This window comes from Salinicoccus siamensis, from assembly GCF_042429615.1.
In the GTDB taxonomy this organism is placed as follows: domain Bacteria; phylum Bacillota; class Bacilli; order Staphylococcales; family Salinicoccaceae; genus Salinicoccus; species Salinicoccus siamensis.
The window spans coordinates 186,713-206,545 of the sequence record NZ_JBHMAH010000031.1 but is presented as its reverse complement, the minus strand read 5'-3'; the positions used below and the strand labels follow the sequence as shown (position 1 = coordinate 206,545).

Annotated in this window: 21 protein-coding genes; 15 read left to right on the top strand and 6 right to left on the bottom strand. The window is 46.4% G+C overall.

What is annotated here, in order from left to right; all coding sequences use genetic code 11:
- Positions 1 to 45 precede the first annotated feature (45 nt).
- Entirely contained in the window at positions 46 to 654 is a 609-nt protein-coding gene (locus ACFFLE_RS10395) for a YktB family protein (RefSeq protein WP_380571786.1), read from the bottom strand.
- Between the two features lie 76 nt (positions 655 to 730).
- On the opposite strand from ACFFLE_RS10395, the gene ACFFLE_RS10390 reads away from it, so the two are divergent.
- A complete protein-coding gene (locus ACFFLE_RS10390; protein WP_380571784.1) occupies positions 731 to 1,549 on the top strand; it encodes an inositol monophosphatase family protein in 819 nt (272 codons plus the stop codon).
- On the opposite strand, the gene ACFFLE_RS10385 is transcribed toward ACFFLE_RS10390, so the two are convergent.
- The 3 genes from ACFFLE_RS10385 to ACFFLE_RS10375 form a co-directional block, all read right to left on the bottom strand.
- Positions 1,486 to 1,842: a hypothetical protein gene (locus ACFFLE_RS10385; protein ID WP_380571782.1), complete on the bottom strand. Its 357-nt coding sequence runs from the start codon at positions 1,840 to 1,842 to the stop codon at positions 1,486 to 1,488. The two genes, ACFFLE_RS10390 and ACFFLE_RS10385, sit on opposite strands and share 64 nt — an antisense overlap.
- A gap of 14 nt (positions 1,843 to 1,856) precedes the next feature.
- The gene (locus ACFFLE_RS10380; RefSeq protein ID WP_380571780.1) at positions 1,857 to 2,414 is read right to left on the bottom strand and encodes a hypothetical protein; all 558 of its coding nucleotides are present in this window, start codon (positions 2,412 to 2,414) and stop codon (positions 1,857 to 1,859) included.
- Between the two features lie 165 nt (positions 2,415 to 2,579).
- Complete coding sequence (locus tag ACFFLE_RS10375) at positions 2,580 to 2,771, bottom strand: DUF5325 family protein (protein ID WP_380571778.1); 192 nt, start codon at positions 2,769 to 2,771, stop codon at positions 2,580 to 2,582.
- 165 nt (positions 2,772 to 2,936) lie between these two features.
- Between ACFFLE_RS10375 and typA the strand changes: the two genes are divergently transcribed.
- Together typA and ACFFLE_RS10365 are read left to right on the top strand one after the other, a co-directional pair.
- Positions 2,937 to 4,781, top strand: a complete 1,845-nt coding sequence (typA, locus tag ACFFLE_RS10370) for a translational GTPase TypA (RefSeq protein ID WP_380571776.1) — start codon at positions 2,937 to 2,939, stop codon at positions 4,779 to 4,781.
- A 24-nt stretch (positions 4,782 to 4,805) separates the two neighbouring features.
- Positions 4,806 to 5,135 carry a YlaH-like family protein gene (locus ACFFLE_RS10365; RefSeq protein WP_380572131.1) on the top strand — a complete coding sequence of 110 codons (330 nt, stop codon included), beginning with the start codon at positions 4,806 to 4,808 and terminating at the stop codon, positions 5,133 to 5,135.
- Between the two features lie 35 nt (positions 5,136 to 5,170).
- Here the strand turns inward: ACFFLE_RS10365 and ACFFLE_RS10360 are convergent, their stop codons facing one another.
- On the bottom strand, positions 5,171 to 5,653 hold the full coding sequence (locus ACFFLE_RS10360) for a hypothetical protein (protein ID WP_380571774.1): 483 nt from the start codon (positions 5,651 to 5,653) through the stop codon (positions 5,171 to 5,173).
- A gap of 146 nt (positions 5,654 to 5,799) precedes the next feature.
- On the opposite strand from ACFFLE_RS10360, the gene ACFFLE_RS10355 reads away from it, so the two are divergent.
- The 3 genes from ACFFLE_RS10355 (at position 5,800) to ACFFLE_RS10345 (ending at position 10,889) form a co-directional block, all read left to right on the top strand.
- Complete coding sequence (locus ACFFLE_RS10355) at positions 5,800 to 6,099, top strand: Fpa/YlaN family protein (RefSeq protein WP_380571772.1); 300 nt, start codon at positions 5,800 to 5,802, stop codon at positions 6,097 to 6,099.
- A 30-nt stretch (positions 6,100 to 6,129) separates the two neighbouring features.
- Complete coding sequence (locus tag ACFFLE_RS10350; protein WP_380571770.1) at positions 6,130 to 7,317, top strand: FtsW/RodA/SpoVE family cell cycle protein; 1,188 nt, start codon at positions 6,130 to 6,132, stop codon at positions 7,315 to 7,317.
- A gap of 134 nt (positions 7,318 to 7,451) precedes the next feature.
- Positions 7,452 to 10,889: a pyruvate carboxylase gene (locus ACFFLE_RS10345; protein ID WP_380571768.1), complete on the top strand. Its 3,438-nt coding sequence runs from the start codon at positions 7,452 to 7,454 to the stop codon at positions 10,887 to 10,889.
- Positions 10,890 to 10,989: 100 nt separating this feature from the next.
- Here the strand turns inward: ACFFLE_RS10345 and ACFFLE_RS10340 are convergent, their stop codons facing one another.
- Positions 10,990 to 11,883: a COX15/CtaA family protein gene (locus tag ACFFLE_RS10340; protein WP_380571766.1), complete on the bottom strand. Its 894-nt coding sequence runs from the start codon at positions 11,881 to 11,883 to the stop codon at positions 10,990 to 10,992.
- Positions 11,884 to 12,193: 310 nt separating this feature from the next.
- Here ACFFLE_RS10340 and cyoE point away from each other — a divergent pair, with 310 nt between their 5' ends.
- The 9 genes from cyoE to ACFFLE_RS10295 all read left to right on the top strand — a co-directional run.
- Entirely contained in the window at positions 12,194 to 13,114 is a 921-nt protein-coding gene (cyoE, locus tag ACFFLE_RS10335; RefSeq protein WP_380571764.1) for a heme o synthase, read from the top strand.
- 31 nt (positions 13,115 to 13,145) lie between these two features.
- Positions 13,146 to 14,276, top strand: coding sequence for a cytochrome c oxidase subunit II (coxB, locus tag ACFFLE_RS10330; RefSeq protein WP_380571762.1), 1,131 nt, complete (start codon positions 13,146 to 13,148; stop codon positions 14,274 to 14,276).
- A gap of 2 nt (positions 14,277 to 14,278) precedes the next feature.
- Entirely contained in the window at positions 14,279 to 16,195 is a 1,917-nt protein-coding gene (locus ACFFLE_RS10325; protein WP_380571760.1) for a cytochrome c oxidase subunit I, read from the top strand.
- Positions 16,195 to 16,821 (top strand): cytochrome (ubi)quinol oxidase subunit III, encoded by a 627-nt coding sequence (locus ACFFLE_RS10320; protein ID WP_380571758.1) that lies wholly within the window; start codon positions 16,195 to 16,197, stop codon positions 16,819 to 16,821. The genes ACFFLE_RS10325 and ACFFLE_RS10320 overlap by 1 nt, the downstream gene beginning before the upstream one ends.
- A gap of 1 nt (position 16,822) precedes the next feature.
- Complete coding sequence (locus ACFFLE_RS10315; RefSeq protein WP_380571755.1) at positions 16,823 to 17,164, top strand: cytochrome C oxidase subunit IV family protein; 342 nt, start codon at positions 16,823 to 16,825, stop codon at positions 17,162 to 17,164.
- A gap of 127 nt (positions 17,165 to 17,291) precedes the next feature.
- Positions 17,292 to 18,245 carry a cytochrome c oxidase assembly factor CtaG gene (gene ctaG, locus ACFFLE_RS10310; RefSeq protein ID WP_380571752.1) on the top strand — a complete coding sequence of 318 codons (954 nt, stop codon included), beginning with the start codon at positions 17,292 to 17,294 and terminating at the stop codon, positions 18,243 to 18,245.
- Between the two features lie 21 nt (positions 18,246 to 18,266).
- Positions 18,267 to 18,722, top strand: a complete 456-nt coding sequence (locus ACFFLE_RS10305; RefSeq protein ID WP_380571750.1) for a DUF420 domain-containing protein — start codon at positions 18,267 to 18,269, stop codon at positions 18,720 to 18,722.
- An 89-nt stretch (positions 18,723 to 18,811) separates the two neighbouring features.
- Complete coding sequence (locus ACFFLE_RS10300; protein ID WP_380571749.1) at positions 18,812 to 19,339, top strand: helix-turn-helix domain-containing protein; 528 nt, start codon at positions 18,812 to 18,814, stop codon at positions 19,337 to 19,339.
- 195 nt (positions 19,340 to 19,534) lie between these two features.
- The coding region (locus tag ACFFLE_RS10295; protein ID WP_380571748.1) for an IS3 family transposase at positions 19,535 to 19,833 on the top strand (299 nt) is incomplete at its 3' end.

Sequence of the window (19,833 nt, the reverse complement as noted above, 5' to 3'; positions counted from 1 at the left end):
TCGATACACGGCAGGTATCGAGGCTTTTCCAATGCTCCATTTGAATCAATAGAGCTTTAACAGTTCAGTCATGACCGTCTCCAGCTCTTTTAGGAATATATCATCGTTTTCCAAAACGGGGTTTGAAGGCAGATACATCTTCCCGATCAGGAACTCACCCTTCTTCACATCCTTCAGACGGGTGAGCGCAGATTCAAAGTCATCATAACTCATATCATCGATGGCTGTCTTTTCGGGTTTCATATGATCCAAAGAGATTACGTAATTGTTCGGCATGCTGCGCATCTCCTCGATCATATCAAGCCATTTATCAGCAACCTGCTGTTTTTCAGGAGACTCATATATGACCCCGTACATGCAGAATGCATGATCACCAAAAAGGCCGATCTGGAAATGGGGCATCATTTTATAGCCTCTTGGGTTGGTGCTGAAGCTGACCCATGTATCGTCTGGGGGGTTCACTTTCCGACGTGCGTGCTTGGCAACATGGGCGAAATGCTCATCTCCGGTCAAAGTGGTGAGATATTCACTGAAATATTCACCGAGGTTCTCAAGTTTAGGTCGTATGGTCTCTTTCAGGGCATCCATCCGCGGCTCCAGACCGTCGATGTCGAAAACCCGGAAGTCCTCCTTTGTAAAATGGTACTTAGACATTTGGCTTCTCCTTTCAAATCATTATCTATATGATAGAATAAGTGATAATGTCAATCAATCATTTGGGGTGGATGCAATGGAAATATATGAATTCGGGCAACGTATGATCAGGGAAGCGGGGGACTTCATCAAACTCCGTATGAAGGAGGATTTCAAGGTTGATGCCAAGCTCAACCCTCATGACCTGGTGACGGATGTCGACAAGGAAACAGAGACATATATATATGAACGGATACTTGAACGCTACCCGGACCACCGCATCATTGGTGAGGAAGGACACGGCACAGATATTGAAGATATGTCGGGTGTGCTGTGGATAGTTGATCCGATAGACGGTACCTTGAATTTTGTACACCAGCTCCAGAACTTCGCTGTCTCCATCGGTGTCTATGTGGATGGAGAACCTTACTGTGGGTTGATTTTGGATGTCATGGAAGGCGTGCTGTACCATGCAAGGGTCGGCAGCGGTGCTTTCAAGGATGATATCCGCCTAGATGAAATGCGGGACACGACGCTTGACCGGTCGCTCATCGGCATGAATGCCAATTGGGTCATCAAAGATCAGATAGGACCTGCATTCAAGAAAATAGTGGAACAAACAAGGAGTACACGATCATACGGTTCCGCTGCCCTCGAAATGGCATATGTCGCGACCGGCATCCTCAGCGCCTCTGTGTTCTTCAGACTGCACCCATGGGATTATTCAGCAGGTATGATCATAATCGATGAAGCTGGCGGCAGGACAACCAACCTGCTTGGTGAAGAGATCGATATATTGAAGAAGGATAGCATCCTGACTGGCAATAAAGCGATCCACAAGGAACTTACAGATTACTTTACAAGTGATGCGGCATTTATAGCCGGCCACAGGCGTGTACACGGGGAGAAGCGATAGATGCGGGTATGCCCCTCCAATTTTATAAAGTTCTGCCGGATGATCTTCTGAAGCGTGTATTCCGATAGCTCGAGCTTGAGATGGTCTATGATATCACGGCGTTTGTAGTGTATATCAGGGCTGATCATGTGGAGGCGGTTGAAGTATTCAGCTGTTATCGCCTGTATTCCAACAACTTTGCCACATGCATCACATCGTCCGAAATTGCTGCCTATCGTCTGCCAATCAAAACTGTGGCAGAACGGACATTTGATGCCCCTCTTGAAGTTGAAGTGGACCATTCTGACCGTCACCCGGCCGCCTGTAATCAGTGCGAGGCCGGGTGACGGTTCTTTTTTCTGATTACAGCGGAATGTTCGATGGTCTTCAAATAATGGGGGAGCTCACTTAATTTCAAAAACAGTTCAGAACGGGCCGGTTCAATTTTGAAACTCGGATCCATCATCACATATTTGAGGATGATCGGACGCTGATAGCGCCCTTCATCTATGAGTTGCCCGCGAAACATTTCGAATATCGCGCGACTGCGGTTGAGGTCGATTACAGCTTCATGTCCAGCAGCACATAGTATATTGAACTGATTAATGTAGTGCGGGCCACTAAGATCATGCAGTACGAAAAGATAATAGCAGTAGTCGGTGGCAATCAGGACATTGACGATTTCGAACGCGTTGCCGATGTGCATTTCGGCATGCCAGTGGACGGACATATTCTGTGTGTTAATGTTCATAAGATAACGTTCAAATTCATTCTCAAGGTGTTCCATCTTCTGCATGGAATGATATTCTGCCGTTTCATCATCTGAAAAAGGCACCCTGTTGTACAAAAACTCATAAACTTTCAAGCGATCGTGTTTTTCCCTCATGGCACAACTCCTTAATGGTGGTGCCGTCATTATCTGTGAGATCAAACGATGGGTCAAAATACAGAAAAAGAGTCAATCCATACAAAAAAGGGCAAACGGGGGAGTAGTTCCAGTAAATCCCCGTCTGCCCTTCAACAAGCTATGCAAAATATCAAATTCAGCAGCCTACAGCCAACCGTTTTCACGGTATTTCTTTTTTAGTGTAAAACCGATTCCGAATATCGCGATGAACAGTACGACGGATAATATGGCCATGAGCGGCATCGCTTCAGCGACAAAGGCGGAGAAGGCAAGCATCATCAGGACAGCCAGCACAGCCAGCACCATGAATATGGCTTTTGATTTCTTTTGTTCCATTTTGACGGTCCTTTCGAAGTGGATTTGATGAATATTATAGCATAAGACAACATTTTATTACACCCAATGCTTGTCAAGGAGTGGAAAAGGACACCGATGTCGTGTTATAATAAATAAGTTATGAAATGAAAGCTACAAAACGATTTTAAAAACGAAGGGAAAGACTTGATGAATTTAAGAGAAGATATCCGTAATATCGCAATCATTGCACACGTTGACCACGGAAAAACGACACTAGTAGACGAACTGCTGAAGCAGTCCGGCATATTCCGGGAGAATGAGCATGTCGCCGAGCGCGCGATGGATTCCAATGATATTGAACGGGAACGTGGAATAACAATTCTCGCTAAAAATACAGCAATTGACTATAAAGATAAACGCATCAACATTCTTGATACTCCTGGGCACGCCGATTTCGGTGGCGAAGTTGAGAGGATCATGAAGATGGTGGATGGTGTAATCCTGGTTGTGGATGCCTATGAAGGTACTATGCCACAAACACGTTTCGTATTGAAGAAAGCATTGGACCAAGACCTTAAGCCACTTGTTGTTGTAAACAAGATCGATAAGGAAACGGCCCGCGCAGAAGCAGTCATCGATGAAGTGCTCGAGCTTTTCATCGAACTGGACGCAAATGACGAACAGCTCGAATTTCCAGTGGCATATGCTTCCGCAATAAACGGCACGGCAAGCCTCGAGGTGGATAAGCAGGAAGAGAACATGCAGTCCATATTCGATATGATCCTGGAATATGTGCCAGCTCCTGTAGATAACAGCGACGAACCGCTACAGTTCCAGGTCGCACTCCTCGACTATAACGATTATGTCGGCAGAATCGGCATCGGACGTGTATTCCGGGGGGAAATCAAAGTTGGCCAGCAAGTGTCGCTCATGAAGAATGATGGCACGGTCAAAAATTTCCGCGTGACCAAATTGTTTGGTTTCTTTGGGCTCCAGCGCCTCGAGATCGAGAGCGCCAAAGCAGGCGATCTGATAGCAGTCAGCGGCATGGAGGACATCAACGTCGGAGAGACTGTGACACCGATCGACAACCAGGAGGCATTGCCTCTTCTACACATCGACGAACCGACCCTGCAGATGACATTCTCAGTCAACAGCTCGCCATTCGCCGGCAAAGAAGGCAAGCATGTTACAGCGCGTAAGATAGAGGAAAGATTAGAAGAGCAGCTCGAAACGGACGTATCCCTGAAAGTTGAACCAACCGATCAACCGGATGCATGGACAGTTTCCGGCAGGGGCGAACTCCACTTATCAATCCTTATCGAAAACATGCGTCGTGAAGGGTTCGAACTTCAAGTCTCGAAACCGCAAGTCATCGTCAAAATGGTTGACGGCGTCAAATGTGAACCGTTTGAACGTGTCCAGATCGACGTGCCTGAAGAGTATACCGGAAGCATCATAGAATCACTCGGCCAACGGAAAGGTGAAATGGTGGACATGGTCAATACAGGCAATGGCCAAAGCCGTGTCACTTTCCTTGTACCAGCACGTGGTCTGATCGGATACCGTACGGAATTCATGTCCATGACACGTGGCTACGGCATCCTCAACCATACGTTCGAGGATTACCGTCCACTCATTAAAGGACGCATAGGCGGTAGACGTAATGGTGTTCTCGTATCCATCGATAAAGGAGCGGCTTCGACCTACTCCATCCTACAGCTGGAAAGCCGCGGCACCAACTTTATGGAGCCAGGTACTGAAGTCTACGAAGGCATGATTGTCGGCGAAAACTCACGGGACAACGATTTGACTGTCAACATCACTAAAGTGAAAGCAGCGAACAATATACGTTCTGCTACAAAAGAGCAGACGACGACCATGAAAAAACCTAAAGTGATGACCCTGGAGGAAGCGCTCGAGTACATCAATGATGATGAGCTTGTGGAAGTGACCCCAGAATCCATCCGTCTCAGAAAAAGCATACTTGCCAAGAATGAGCGGGAAAAATCACAAAAACATGAAAAGATTAAACTTGAATCGGAGTGAATTTAATTGTATCTCCCTGATTTGATGAGTGTGAATGTTACAGAGCGCCTGACTTTCTTCGGCAGGTTGTTCGGGTTGGATTCCAACCCTGAAAGTGGAATGTGGTACCTTTTCATCACCATCTTCATACTGTCGATCCTAGTGTATAACCTTGGTTTCGCACGTAAAGTCAAGGTGTGGCAGAATGCCATCATTTACGTTGTCATGTTTTTAGGATGCATCATATTGACTTTTTTCGGTGCATTCCTCCCCGTTGCAGAAAGTCTGATAGTCGCTACGGCCGTTTTGGCTTTATACCGCTTCAGATTGCACCAGGAACGGAAAGCTGGAAACATTAAAACTTCCGGCAAATAAAAATCAGCCTATCCAGATGGATAGGCTGATTTTTATTATTCAAAGGCGATGCCGGTAACATGCACGAGCTTTTCTTCCATATTGCCATCCTTGATGACCAGAACATCGATCATGCCATCATCGTAGATGCGCTTCCCATCCTGACTGAAATGGGCATAATATGTATCGCGTGCATTATAGGGAAGAGTAGTCGTCCCTTCGTCATGTGTGAACACAATCATTGCATCTTCGCCTTGATGGGGCTCGGTATATTCCAGGAAAGGTTTTAGGCAAATGATGAAAGTGCCTTCCAAGAGTTCTTTGTTTTTGAACTTTTTCTCGGTTTTCAAAGTAGGCGGTTTAGTCGTACCTTCAATGATCTGCCTGTTCCATTCTGTGCTGTCCGAAAAATTGATCTGTTCCTCGTCGGGTTCCTGGGCCAACACCTTTTCAAGTTCTTCTTTGCGGTCGTCGAATATCCATGTGGATGGGTCGAGTGTAATCTGGTAACGTACATTACCCAATATTTGTATAATCATCTGCATTCTCTCCTTACTGCTTAATTATAGCAGAAATATATGTATTGTTTAAGCCGTTTCAATCGTATCATACTCTTGTATTTACTTGCTTTTTTGCTGTTTCTGATATAAAATTTTATAGAGAGTTTATAGAAAGGGGTAATTTCGTGTCCACTAAAGATGATTTGAGCAGAAAGGCTTATGAACAGCTGGAAAAAGATGCCGAAAAGATTGTCCAGCTGATCGAAGTGCAGATGGACAACCTGACAATGCCCCAATGCCCGGTCTATGAAGAGGTTCTGGACACACAGATGTTTGGATTATCAAAAGAGGTCCATTTCGCTGCAAGACTTGGCCTGATCGATCCCGAAGACGGACATGCTGTACTGGAGAAACTGGAAAAGGAAGTATCCAAAGTGCACGAAGCATATATGGAAAAGGAAAAATTCGAGTCTAAAGAAATATGATCTTTAGACTTTTTTAAATGAGGCGATAAATTGTCATACATAAAAGACTTCTTCGACTACGTAAAAGTATACTCCAAACACGTTGATTTCGTCATCGTGATCAGCTATATCCTGCTTAGCCTCATCGGTCTCATCATGGTATACAGTGCGAGCATGGTAATTGCATCGAAAAGCGATATTACAGGCGGAAACCCTGAACATTATTATATCAGGCAACTGTTCTCCATAATTCTCGGCTTCATCGTGGTATTCATCATGACCTACTTCATGTCCGGGGAGTTTCTGCGCAACAAATACTTCCAGATCGCAGCAACGGGTGGCATTTTTATCCTTCTGTTGTTTACTGCTTTCTTCGGCACGGAAGTTAATGGGGAAAGGAACTGGATCCGCTTAGCGGGCTTCAACTTCCAGACTTCGGAGTTTTTCAAGATAGTGACCATTTTATATCTGGCGTACATATACGATAGGAAGAAAGACCGCCTCAAGCAACTTGAAGCAGGTCATCTGGTGCCTCTGTTGTTCATAGGTTTCTGTACCATGATGGTCATATCGAATGATTTCGGCACCGGGCTCGTCATCACTGGCATCATTGCAGGGATATTCCTGTACTCCGGCATCTCGATCCGATTTCTCGCCAAGGCGGGTGGGGTGATCGCCAGTGCGGCAGTAGCGATAGGCCTCATCATCTTCATGATCAAGGGAAGTATCCTCTCCCCACACCAGCAGGCCCGAATAGACACGTTCCTCCATCCATTCAATGATCCGACCGGGACGGGGTACCAATTGACGAATGCATTGGTATCCATATCCCATGGTGGCATTTTCGGCACTGGGCTGGGCAATGGTGTAATGAAGCTCGGCTATCTTCCAGAGCCGCATACTGACTTCATATTTGCGGTTGTTGCAGAAGAGCTGGGACTGATCGGCGTAATATTCATCCTACTCCTGTACTTGGTTCTTGTACTGAAGGCATTATGGTATGCAGCAGTCTCAGAAGACATGTTCTACCGCCTCATCTGTGTGGGTGTTGCTATCTACATCACCTTCCAGCTGTTCGTCAATCTCGGCGGCATCTCAAAGCTCATTCCGCTTACCGGTGTGCCGTTGCCGCTGCTCAGCTACGGTGGTTCGTCATTCCTCAGCATATCCATCGCAATCGGCCTGCTCATCATTTCGGCCAAACATGTCAAAAAACAAAAGACGCTGACCCACCTATAGACCAGAATTCATTTTCTGGTCTTTTTGGTTTATGTCCTTTTGCCGTCATTTACCAATTTAGGAGCAAGAATGAATTAGATTGTATATTTTTTGAATATTTATTATAATTAAAATGATAATAAAGGAGGAATGTCATGAATAAGATCAACAAGCTGATGGTTGCCAATAGGGGAGAAATCGCCATCCGTATCTTCCGTGCATGTACGGAGCTCGATATTACGACAGTAGCGATATACAGTAATGAGGATAAAGGGGCATTACATAGATACAAGGCTGACGAAGCATATCTTGTCGGCGAACAGCTGTCGCCTACAGAGAGTTATCTGGATATCGAAGCCATCATAGAAGTGGCGAAAAAAGCAGAAGTGGATGCTATACATCCAGGCTATGGCTTCTTGAGTGAGAATATGACGTTCGCGAAGCGTTGCGAAGAAGAGGGCATCATATTTGTCGGACCAGAACAGCGTCACTTGGATATGTTCGGTGATAAGGTCAAGGCTCGCGCCACAGCCGTAGCTGCCGGACTCCCGATCATCCCGGGTTCAGACGGTGCAGTCCAGTCATTCGAAGAAGTCGAGCAGTTCATTGGAAAGCATGGGTTGCCGATCATCATCAAGGCCATTTCAGGTGGCGGCGGGAAAGGGATGCGTATCGTCGATGAAGGCGATGATGTCAGGGACAGCTACGACCGGGCCAAGAGTGAAGCATCCAAATCCTTCGGCAACAGTGAAGTCTATCTTGAAAAGTATATCGCCACTCCGAAGCATATCGAAGTCCAAATCATTGGAGATGCTGAAGGCAACGTCCTCCACCTCTATGAACGCGACTGTTCAGTCCAGCGCCGCCACCAGAAGGTTGTGGAAGTGGCGCCGTCAGTCGGTCTGAGTGAAGAGATGCGTGCGAGAATCTGCGGGGCGGCAAAGGACATGGCTGAAAAAGTCGGCTACATCAACGCCGGAACCATTGAATTCCTGGTGGCTGGAGACGATTTCCATTTCATTGAAGTGAACCCGCGCGTACAGGTCGAGCATACGATTACAGAAATGGTTACCGGCATCGACATCGTCAAAACACAAATCCAAATAGCCGACGGCAATACGCTTTTCGGGGAAGCAATCAACCTGCCGCGGCAGGAAGACATTCCATTGATGGGATATGCTGTCCAGTGCCGGATCACCACTGAAGATCCATTGAATGATTTTATGCCTGACACAGGGCAGATCATGGCGTACCGTTCAAGCGGCGGGTTCGGCGTACGGTTGGATGCCGGAGATGGTTTCCAAGGGGCGGTCATCTCGCCTTACTACGATTCGCTTCTGGTCAAACTTTCTACACATGGTCTCACATATAAGGATGCAAACGAGAAGATGCTGCGCAGCCTGAAGGAGATGCGGATAAGGGGAATCAAGACCAATCTCCAGTTTTTGGCCAACGTCATCAGCAATGAGGATTTCCGGAAAGGAGATTATTCGACCAAATTCATCGACAACACGCCTTCACTTTTCGAATTCGAGAAGCCAAAGGATAGGGGAACCAAGACGCTTGAGTACATTTCGACAATCACGGTCAATGGATTTCCAGGGGTCGAACAACGCCAAAAGCCACATTTCGATCCTCCACGCATGCCAGACTATGAACCGAAAATAGTGGAGGGAACAAAACAGATACTGGATAATGAAGGGCCGGAGGGCTTGGTCAGATGGCTGAAGGCACAAGAAGATGTGCTTTTGACGGACACCACAATGAGGGATGCGCATCAGTCATTGCTTACGACACGGATCCGCACTTATGACATGAAGAAGATTGCGCCCTATACGGCACATGATCTGAAGGATGCATTTTCCCTTGAAATGTGGGGAGGGGCCACCTTTGATGTTGCATATAACTTCCTTAAGGAAGATCCGTGGAGACGACTTGAGACATTGCGCAGTGAAATACCGAATGTCCTCTTCCAGATGCTTCTCCGTGCTTCCAATGCAGTGGGCTATAAAAACTATCCGGACAATGTCGTGGAGAAATTTATACAGGAAAGTGCAGAGGCAGGCATAGATGTTTTCCGCATATTCGATTCCCTGAACTGGATGGAAGCAATGAAGCATCCGATTGAAGCCGTGCTCAAAAGCGGTAAGGTGGCTGAAGCGGCCATCTGTTATACAGGGGATATCCTGGATCCACAGCGTTCAGCCGTCTATACTCTGGACTACTACAAGAAGATGGCTCAAGAACTTGAGGCAGAAGGTGCGCATATACTTGCGATTAAAGATATGGCAGGACTTCTCAAACCGCAGGCAGCCTACGAGCTCATCGGGGAATTGAAGGCGACGGTGAATCTTCCAATCCACCTGCATACCCACGATACGAGCGGGAATGGCATCCTTATGTACCACAAGGCGATTGAAGCGGGTGTGGATGTGGTCGATACGGCACTCGGATCACTGAGCGGTCTGACATCCCAACCAAGTGCGAACAGCCTATATTATGCACAAAGCAATCAAAACAGGAAAGTCCGTGCCGATATAGAAGGACTTGAACGCTTAAGCGAGTACTGGGAGGATGTCAGGAAGTATTACGTCGATTTTGAAAGTGACATCAAAAGCCCAAATACTGAAATCTACAGGCACGAAATGCCGGGAGGCCAATACTCAAACCTCTACAGCCAGGCTAAGTCACTTGGACTTGGTGACCGCTATGGTGATGTCAAGAAGATGTATCAGAAGGTCAATATGCTGTTTGGCGACATCATCAAAGTGACCCCGTCATCCAAAGTAGTGGGGGATATGGCATTGTTCATGGTACAAAACGAACTCGATGAGGAAAGTGTCATCGAGCGCGGCCAGCACCTCGACTTCCCGGATTCAGTGGTCAGTTTCTTTAAAGGGGAAATCGGCAGACCTGAAACGGGATTCAATGAAGCCTTGCAGAAAGTTGTGCTTAAAGGCAGCGAACCATTGAGTGTACGGGCAGGTGAGGTCATGGAGCCGGTGGACTTCGATCAGCTACGTGAGGAAGTGGCCGAATTCTGCGACTACAAGATCACCGAGAAGGATGTATTGTCCTATGCGCTCTATCCGAAAGTCTTCAAAGACTTCATCATGACCAACAACAAGTGGGGCAATGTTGAAGTGTTGGATACGCCAACCTTCCTGTTCGGCATGCGAAAGAATGAACAGCTTGAGATTGAAATAGATAAGGGCAAGACGTTGATCGTAAACTTATTATCGATCGGACATGTGCATGAAGATGGTTACCGTTGGATGTATTTTGAATTGAACGGTTTCCCGCGCAAGGTCTATATAAATGATGAAAGTGTCGAATCGAAGGAAGCGAAACTCAAAAAAGCCGACCCTGCAAGCATAAGTGATATCGGGGCGCAGATGCCTGGTACCGTGAGTACGGTGAAGTATAAAACGGGGGAGACATTCAAAAAAGGGGAGGTCATCATAATTACAGAAGCAATGAAGATGGAAAGCTCTGTAAAGGCACCCTTCGACGGTAAAGTGACAGATGTATTCGTCGAAGCGGGTGATAAGGTAACCTCGATGGATCTTATGATGACCGTGGAAAAAGCGTAAGGTGAAATTCTGGAACATATAAAAAGCGTGCCCTTCATCTCCTGATCAGGAGATGAAGGGCACGCTTTTTGTTTTATGATTTCTGTTTACAACCACCGTATCACCTGGAGCGGTACAGTAGGAGTATGAAGTAGCAGAGCAGTCCGAACAGCAACGTGATGAACAGGGCATGCAACAGGGCGATGAAAATGTTTACCAGCGTGAATACGCTGAGCATGCCGGTGGTTGCCTGCAGTAGTACAAGTACGAATGCAATAATCCAGCCATATTTCAGGACTCTATATTTGCTGTAGTGCTTAAGGACATGAAGCATGATGATGAAAATCCAGATGATGATGACCCCGGCCAAAACCCGGTGCCCCATCTGCACCCATTCGTAGAATGTGTCAGCCCATAGCTTATCGGGACTACAGTGCGGCCAGCTCAAACAGGCAAGTGATGAGTCGGTATGCCTGACCAGGGCGCCGCTGTATACAACAAGGTAAATGTAGATTGTCAGAAATATGGTGTGATATCTGAGATAAGGTCCAATGACTAGAGTTTGCGCCTCAAACTTCTGATCGACTTCGAACACGAGGAGCGTCAAGAGGAAGACTGATGCAAAACTGATCAGTGAGATCCCGAAATGGGCTGCAAGTACGAAGTCATTCTGGCCCCACATCACAGCTGCAGCGCCAAGGAGCGCCTGGATGATGATGAAGGCGATACTCAGGCCGACAAGGAATTTGGTTTCTTTTTTATGGGCCATCAGCTTAAGGGCCATAAAGCTCAGTACACCAACCAGTATGATCGCGATACCAGATACACCGCGGTGGGCAAGTTCTATAATCGTCTCGATTGGCCAATCGCTCGGGATGATACGCCCGTGGCATAGGGGCCAGGACTGGCCGCAGCCATCCGCGGAGCCTGTTTTGGTTACCAGAGCGCCGCCTATCTGAACGAACACCATCGCAAGTGTGGTGATGACAGCAAGTATTTTTAAGTTTTTATACAATGGTAACACCTCTATAGCTCGTATGCTGTTAGTAGCCACAAGTATTCAATATATATGAAAGAACTTGTCTTCGCAATCATTAATATTTTTAATTGCTCTTAACAATTCTAGAATATATGGTAAAATCGATTATGTACAACAAACAACTATTCCCAGTATAAAACATATTCGGAATAAGAATGTGGCACATTGATGAACAATTTTTGAACAATATAAAATGTAACGATTTTATTTCAAAAATATATAGTAAATGTGTCATGTTTAATTTATCATTATTTGTAATGTATCTGTGGTGAAAGGAGGCGTATGAATGCAAAATGATGTATATGGTAATGATGTGCATCATGGTAATAGGGCGATGACCTATAAGGCGGTCAAAACTCTTGTCAAGGATGGTATAATCAAAGCGAATTTGATTCCGGCCTTTGCTGCAGGTTTTCTGGCTGTCATGTACTACAACCAGTCTTTCTTCTCGAATGTCCCGCTTCTGCTGCTGATGGTTGCAGCGACTGCTCTTGTGATAGGCGGTGTAGCTGCACTGAACAACTATTATGACAGGGACATAGACATGATCATGGAATCGAAGCAGTCCCGTCCGAGTGTAGATGGCACTTTCTCAGGGCGAGACATACTGTACATAGGATTTGGATCATTCATCATTGGAGAAATACTTCTTTTCATGATCAACATGACTGCTGGAACACTTGGATTGATCGCTGCTTTTGGATATGTAGTCGTCTATTCCATTTATGCGAAAAGGCATCTGGTGTCGAACACCGTCATCGGGTCGATACCCGGGGCGATGCCGCCACTCATCGGTTGGGCAGTAGTAGACCCTGGTCTGCATGTGCTCGCCTGGGCGATGTTCGTTGTCATGTTCCTCTGGCAGCCTCCACACTTCTATGCATTGGCTATCCGAAGAAGCGAGGAATACAGTAAAGCCAGTATACCGATGCTTCCATCTGTGAAAGGAAACCGCCGGGCTAAGGCGTCAATCATCTTCTGGGTGGCGCTGCTACTGTTTACTCCGCTCATGATGACGGAACTTGGGCTATGGTTCGTGATTCTTGCGACCGCACTGAACATCACCTGGTTAGTCATAACATTGAACAAGTTCCGCCCGGCCAAAGATGATTACCGCCATGCCGGCAGGGTCTTCATCTTCTCGTTGAATTACATCATCATTTTTTTCGTAATGATCATTGTTGCCGGCCTATTAGGGAATTTTTAAAAGCTCAAGTATGAAAGAGAGGTCTATTTAAATGAAAAATCGTTGGATGAGCGCCAAATGGATTGGTCTTATCGTTTTCCTGGCGGCTTTTGCTTCCGGGTGCGGGAAGAATCATCTCAGTACGCTGAGACCAGCCGGTGAAATTGGACAAGAGCAATTCTATTTGATGGTGTTGTCTATAGCCATCATGCTACTCGTTGTAGTATCAGTCATAATCCTATTCTCTTTCGCAGTGCTGAAAAGCCGCAGAAGTAAATTAGGTGAAGACTACAAACCAAAAGATGTGGCTGGTAACCACGTATATGAAGTGATCTGGACTTCCATCCCAATTTTGCTCATCATCATCCTTGCAGTACCAACAGTCTACCTGGTCTTCAAACAAGGTGATGTCCGCGGCATGGAAAATGAAGATGGAGGAATCAATACAGAAGAGACAATCGTCAATGTCACCGCCAATCAGTACTGGTGGGAATTTGAATATCCCAACGAGGAAGTCGTAACAAGCCAAGAGCTTGTGGTACCTACCGACAGGAGAGTTTACTTCAACCTTAAGGGAGGCGACGTTAAACACTCATTCTGGGTACCGGCTGCCGGTGGTAAGCTGGATACGAACGTAGATGGAATCAACAGCTTCTATCTGGTGTTCGATGATGACAGTGCCGAAGAGTCCAACCGTCTCTTCTACGGAAAATGTGCGGAACTTTGCGGACCATCCCACGCGTTGATGGACTTTAAGGTAAAGGCATTGCCGGAAGAAGAATATGATCAATGGCTCGCTGACATGAAGGCTGTTGAGGAACCGGCCCAAGCATCGACGGACGATGCGGCTGAAGGCCAGGAAATCTTCAACAACTCATGTATCGGCTGTCACGCAGTAACACCGCAGGGCGCGGGTGCTGTAGGGCCTAACTTGGCGAACTTCGGAGACCGCGATCTCATCGCAGGCTTCCTTGAACATAACGAAGAGAACCTTGTCGACTGGATCAAAGATCCGGAATCCTTCAAACCAGGAAACAAGATGACGGATCAGTATGATCTGTCAGATGAAGAAATCGATAAGGTAGCGTCTTATCTGATGGAACTGAAAGTTGAAGAAGGTTCCGGAGATGTTGAATCTCTGAGGGAAAAACCTGAAGAAGATTCAGAAGAGGGAGGTAACTAGTAATGGCAACTACTGCTAAAAAGAAAGGCTTCGGTTCCGTAATCTGGGAATATATGACTACGGTTGACCATAAGAAAATCGCAATACTTTATTTGATTGCTGGTGGCTTCTTCTTCGTACTTGGCGGTATTGAAGCAATGCTGATACGTATTCAGCTCGCAGTACCGAACAACGACTTCCTATCTGGAGGATTGTTCAACGAAGTCATCACAATGCATGGTACCACCATGATATTCCTGGCTGCCATGCCACTTTTATTCGCATTTATGAACGCTACTGTACCTTTGCAGATAGGAGCGCGCGACGTCGCGTTCCCATTCCTTAACTCGCTCGGTGTATGGCTGTTCATATTGGGTGGTATATTCATCAACCTATCATGGTTCCTTGGTGGTGCGCCGGATGCTGGTTGGACAAGCTACGCATCCCTATCCATCGACTCGCCGGGACACGGTATCGATTTCTACGCCGTTGGACTGCAGATTACAGGTGCCGGAACGCTGATATCCGGTATCAACTTCGTAACGACAATCATCAATATGAGGGCACCGGGTATGACATATATGAGGATGCCGTTGATGACATGGACGACATTAGTTGCATCAGTCCTGATCGTCTTTGCATTCCCACCGCTCACAATCGGTTTGTTCCTGCTCATATTTGACCGTATGTTCGGCTCCAGCTTCTTCCTGGTGGAGACGGGTGGTAATACGATAATCTGGGAGCATCTATTCTGGATCTTCGGACACCCTGAAGTTTATATCCTGATTCTTCCTGCGTTCGGGATATTCTCAGAAGTGTTTTCCACATTCTCCCGGAAAAGGCTGTTTGGGTACTCAGCAATGGTGTTCTCTACGGTACTTATCGGATTCTTCGGATTCATGGTATGGGCGCACCACATGTTTACAGTAGGTCTCGGACCGACTGCAAACGCCATATTTGCTCTTGCTACGATGGCGATCGCTGTCCCTACCGGTGTTAAAATATTCAACTGGATACTGACCATTTGGGGCGGTAGCATTGAATTTACGACACCAATGCTCTATGGACTTGCATTCATACCGACTTTCGTCATGGGTGGTGTAACTGGGGTTATGCAGGGTGCTGCACCAGCAGACTACCAATACCATGATTCCTACTTCATCGTTGCGCATTTCCACTACGTCATCGTCGGTGGTGTGGTATTCGGACTGCTTGCAGGCCTCCACTACTATTGGCCTTTGATGTTCAGTACAATGCTCAGTGAGAAGCTTGGAAAAATCACCTTTGTACTTTTCGTGGCTGGATTCCACATTACGTTCCTGATCCAGCACTTCCTGGGTCTTTGGGGAATGCCAAGACGTGTGTTCACATACCTTGACGGGCAAGGATATAACACGGCAAACATGATTTCCACGATAGGTGCTGTAATGATGGCAATAGCAGTTGTAGTACTTGTCATCAACATCATCATCACAGTAGCGAAGAACAAACAAGTTGGACGCGATCCATGGGGCGACGGCCGTTCACTCGAATGGTCACTGCCACTACCTGTGCCGTACTACAACTTTGCACAGATTCCACTTGTCCGCGGAATGGATGCTTTCTGGATTGAAAAGGAAGCGAACGATGGCAAGATGATGCCGGCAGAGTCACTGGATGACTTCCATATGCCTAACAATTCAATCCTGCCATTTATAATGTCACTTGGTCTTTTCATCGCTGGTTTCGGAGCGCTCTACTTCGCTTCCGGTAAAGAATGGGCAATCTCGGCAGTTTCAGATATGCCGCAGCATCCTTGGGCGCTTTGGCTTCTAATTATCGGACTCGCCATCACTGCTGGCGCGATGATTACACGTTCACTTAAGGACGATCTTGGTTATTATGTCACTAAGGAAGAAGTATTAAGAGATCTTGAAGAAGAAGAAAGGGGTGCGAAATAATGGCTCACATGGAATATAATGTACCCAGTGAAAGATGGCCTGTCCATCCGGAAACTGCGACGCTTGAAGGCAAGAACAAGTTTGTCGGATTCTGGATTTTCCTAGCAGGTGAGACTGCGCTGTTCGCATCTCTCTTTGCAACCTATCTCGCATTGAAAGATTCAGTTCCAGGAGACGACCACCTTCTGGCTGCTGAACTCTTCGCTTTGCCGCTTGCTTTCGTCATGACGATGTTCCTCCTGACTTCATCGCTTACAAGCGTGTATGCGGTCTACCATATGAGGAACAACAACTTTAAGCAGATGCAGTTGTGGCTTGCCGTTACTGTGTTGCTTGGACTCGGTTTCCTATCCCTGGAAATTTATGAGTTCGTAGAGTATGTACATCTTGGACATACATTCAGAACCAGTGCATTCGGTAGCGCCTTCTACTTCCTGCTTGGCACGCATGGTTTCCACGTAGCGATCGGTTTGGTCTGGATCACTGGTCTCATCCTCCGCAACGCCAAGCGAGGCCTATCAGTCTATACGGCGGCTAAAGTCAATACAGCTGCACTTTACTGGCACTTTATCGACGTTGTGTGGGTATTCATCTTCACAATAGTTTACTTGCTGGGAGTGATGTAATATGGCAGAAATCAAACAGGAACCGCTGTCCAAGTCGAAGCTTGAGTATTTGCGCACTCAACGTACGAAAGAGATGCGTCAGCAGATGGTCTCTTTCGGTATGATGATCTTCCTGACCTTTGTTGCATTTGGAATGGTGGCAATGGATCTTGATTCAAGATTTGTCATCCCGATCGTGCTGTTCATGGCTGTAGTACAAGTTATTCTTCAGTTCTACTACTTCATGCATATGAAAGATAAAGGTCACGAGTTCGCTAAACTATTCATCATGACAGGTATGTACTTCGGTATTGCGTTCGTTGTAACTTTCCTATATATCACTTGGATTGGAAGCCCAATCTAAATAATAAAGGCCGGCGTATATGCCGGCCTTTATTTTGTCATTATATTGTCATGCACCCACCTTGCCTTAAGGCTAATCGGAATCTATAATTAACAGTAAGTGATATTAAAAAAAGGGATGATCCTAAATGGACAATTTATCATCTATATCTATATTCGGTTTCGTTGCCAACTGGAGTCCGTACTATTTCAGTTTCGTTGTATTTATGACTGTCGTCTATTTTCTGTTGACAAGAAAGTGGTACAGTAATTTTGAAGGCGGACGCCCATCCACCAACAGGGAGGCAACGACGTTTGGCATTGCCATGGTACTGCTCTACACGATGTATGGCTCACCAGTCGATATTCTAAGCCACATCCTATTCAGTTTCCATATGCTGCAGATGGCTTTTGTATTCTTACTGATAGCGCCGCTCCTATATTTCGGTGTGCCTGCTTATCTTTGGACATATTTCGTTAACTTGCCGGGCTTCAGGCAATTTTTCGCGATTGCCAAAAAACCTCTTGTACCGCTGATTCTATTCACCGGGATTTTCTCGGTATACCATCTGCCGATCGTCCTCGATTACCTGAAACAGGAGCCAATCCTACATGGATCATTTAACGTGCTGCTGTTCATGTTGGCACTGCTCATGTTCTATCCGGTCTTCAACAAAGTTGAGCCCGAGGAGAAGCATATGGGGGGATTGTTCAAACTCCTTTATATATTCGGCATCGGGGCGTTGTTGACGCCTGCATGTGGTCTAATCATATTTGCCGAAAATGCAGTGTATTCAACATATACCGATGGTGACGCATGGCTATCTGCCATGGAACTATGTGTACCTTCAGGTGTGTTGGATGGACTGAAGGGGCAAGGACTCATCTCTGGGCCCGAGTACTTCACAAACGCTTCACCACGGATGGACCAGCAGACAGGTGGAGTGATCATGAAAGTGCTTCAGGAAATCTTCTTCGGTTTCATGCTAGGCCACCTATTCTTCAAATGGTATAGGGATGAGCGTAAAGACGAAGACGAAGTAACGCGTCGTTCGATTGAAGAGGCGCGTCTGCAAAAAGAACTTTTCAACCAATACAGATAACAGAGTTAGGAGCGTCTTATTGTGCACATATTACCTACATTAAGCACATTCTTCATCATCTTAAGTGCCATCTTCATGGCTATTGGGATAAGCAGAGTCAAAAAAGGTGAAGTGGAGGCCCACCAGAAGATGATGACATTGGCAGCTACGAGCGCATTGCTGTTTTTCATCATCTACGCTTCAAGGACGGCCTTCATAGGGAATACGGCTTTTGGCGGTCCTGAAGCGCTGGTGCCCTATTATACAGCTTTTCTCATCTTCCATATTACCTTGGCGACAGCTGGTGGTCTGCTAGGTGGAATACAAGTCTACTTAGGTTACAAAAATAAATTATCGAAGCATAGGAAGCTAGCCCCATGGGCGTCGACCATCTGGTTTGCAACAGCCATCACGGGAACCATGGTATACATTATGCTATATATCCTGTATCCGGGTGGAGAAACGACTTCACTGATCAAGGCAATTCTGCAGGGATAAAATAAAAAAGACTGGAAGCATTATGATCTGACCCCCTCCAGGTTTACAGATGAAATAAAACATCTGTAAAACCTGGAGGGGGTTCTTTTATGACTGACAAATATTATTCATTTGAAGAAAAGCTGAGAATGATTCAGGAAGTGAGGGTAGGCATCAGTCCAAGCCATATATCCACAAAGCATCAGGTGTCTGTGGAGACACTTAGAAAGTGGCGGATAAAGTATGAGAAGCATGGTGCTGAGGGATTAAAGAAACGGGACAGAAATAGAACATATACCCGCGGCTTTAAAGAAATGGTCGCAAAAGAATATATGAATGGAATGCTCTCCACTCACGAACTCGCACACAAATATGACATACCGTCGAAAACAACTGTTCGGAATTGGATTATACGTTACAATAGTGGTGAAGAAATAAGAACGACGAGAGCGGGGGCTTCACCAATGACCAAGGGACGGAAAACAACGTACGCAGAACGGGTTGAGATTGCGCAGTATCATGCACAGGGGGATATCAGTTATCGCGAACTTGCCGAAAGATTCGAGGTGAGCTACCAGCAGGCCCGGAACATTGTTGTGAAGTATCAGGAATATGGTGAAGCCGGTCTTGAGGACTGACGCGGAAAAGGAAAATCAGAAGACCAGCTCACTGAGACGGACCGCTTGAACAGAGAGATTTCCATGCTCAAAGCAGATAAACGAAAGCTTGAGGTGGAGAACGCCCTGCTAAAAAAGTTGGAGGCACTCGAGAGGGATTAAAATACAGCCGGGTTCCCAGTCAAACGCTCCACACTGCCATCACTACGTTGCATAATGAAGGCTATTGCCATCTCTGAATTATGCCATACGGCAGGCATCTCAAGACAAGCGTATTATCAATATCAGAAACGCCCCGTGCCACACGCTGAAGCAGAGAATGACACAGTGGCCAGTGCGATTGCCGAAATCTATGTCGAAACGGACGGCATCTATGGCGATCGTCAGATGTGCCATGCGGTCAACAAAGCCTTGAGGACGGGGTATAACAGGAAACGCATCTATCGGCTGATGACACGGATGGGCTTGAAATCGGTGACCCGGATCAAAAAGAAACAATACGTCCCCCACACACC

Bases quoted from the DNA above. Each gene is read 5' to 3' on its own strand.
- ctaG (WP_380571752.1), top strand. From the start codon at position 17,292: ATGGACAATTTATCATCTATATCTATATTCGGTTTCGTTGCCAACTGG.
- ACFFLE_RS10365 (WP_380572131.1), top strand. From the start codon at position 4,806: ATGAGTGTGAATGTTACAGAGCGCCTGACTTTCTTCGGCAGGTTGTTC.
- cyoE (WP_380571764.1), top strand. From the start codon at position 12,194: ATGCAAAATGATGTATATGGTAATGATGTGCATCATGGTAATAGGGCG.
- ACFFLE_RS10390 (WP_380571784.1), top strand. From the start codon at position 731: ATGGAAATATATGAATTCGGGCAACGTATGATCAGGGAAGCGGGGGAC.
- ACFFLE_RS10300 (WP_380571749.1), top strand. From the start codon at position 18,812: ATGACTGACAAATATTATTCATTTGAAGAAAAGCTGAGAATGATTCAG.
- ACFFLE_RS10380 (WP_380571780.1), bottom strand. From the start codon at position 2,414: ATGAGGGAAAAACACGATCGCTTGAAAGTTTATGAGTTTTTGTACAAC.
- ACFFLE_RS10325 (WP_380571760.1), top strand. From the start codon at position 14,279: ATGGCAACTACTGCTAAAAAGAAAGGCTTCGGTTCCGTAATCTGGGAA.
- ACFFLE_RS10320 (WP_380571758.1), top strand. From the start codon at position 16,195: ATGGCTCACATGGAATATAATGTACCCAGTGAAAGATGGCCTGTCCAT.
- ACFFLE_RS10360 (WP_380571774.1), bottom strand. From the start codon at position 5,653: ATGATTATACAAATATTGGGTAATGTACGTTACCAGATTACACTCGAC.
- ACFFLE_RS10375 (WP_380571778.1), bottom strand. From the start codon at position 2,771: ATGGAACAAAAGAAATCAAAAGCCATATTCATGGTGCTGGCTGTGCTG.
- ACFFLE_RS10315 (WP_380571755.1), top strand. From the start codon at position 16,823: ATGGCAGAAATCAAACAGGAACCGCTGTCCAAGTCGAAGCTTGAGTAT.
- coxB (WP_380571762.1), top strand. From the start codon at position 13,146: ATGAAAAATCGTTGGATGAGCGCCAAATGGATTGGTCTTATCGTTTTC.
- ACFFLE_RS10345 (WP_380571768.1), top strand. From the start codon at position 7,452: ATGAATAAGATCAACAAGCTGATGGTTGCCAATAGGGGAGAAATCGCC.
- ACFFLE_RS10395 (WP_380571786.1), bottom strand. From the start codon at position 654: ATGTCTAAGTACCATTTTACAAAGGAGGACTTCCGGGTTTTCGACATC.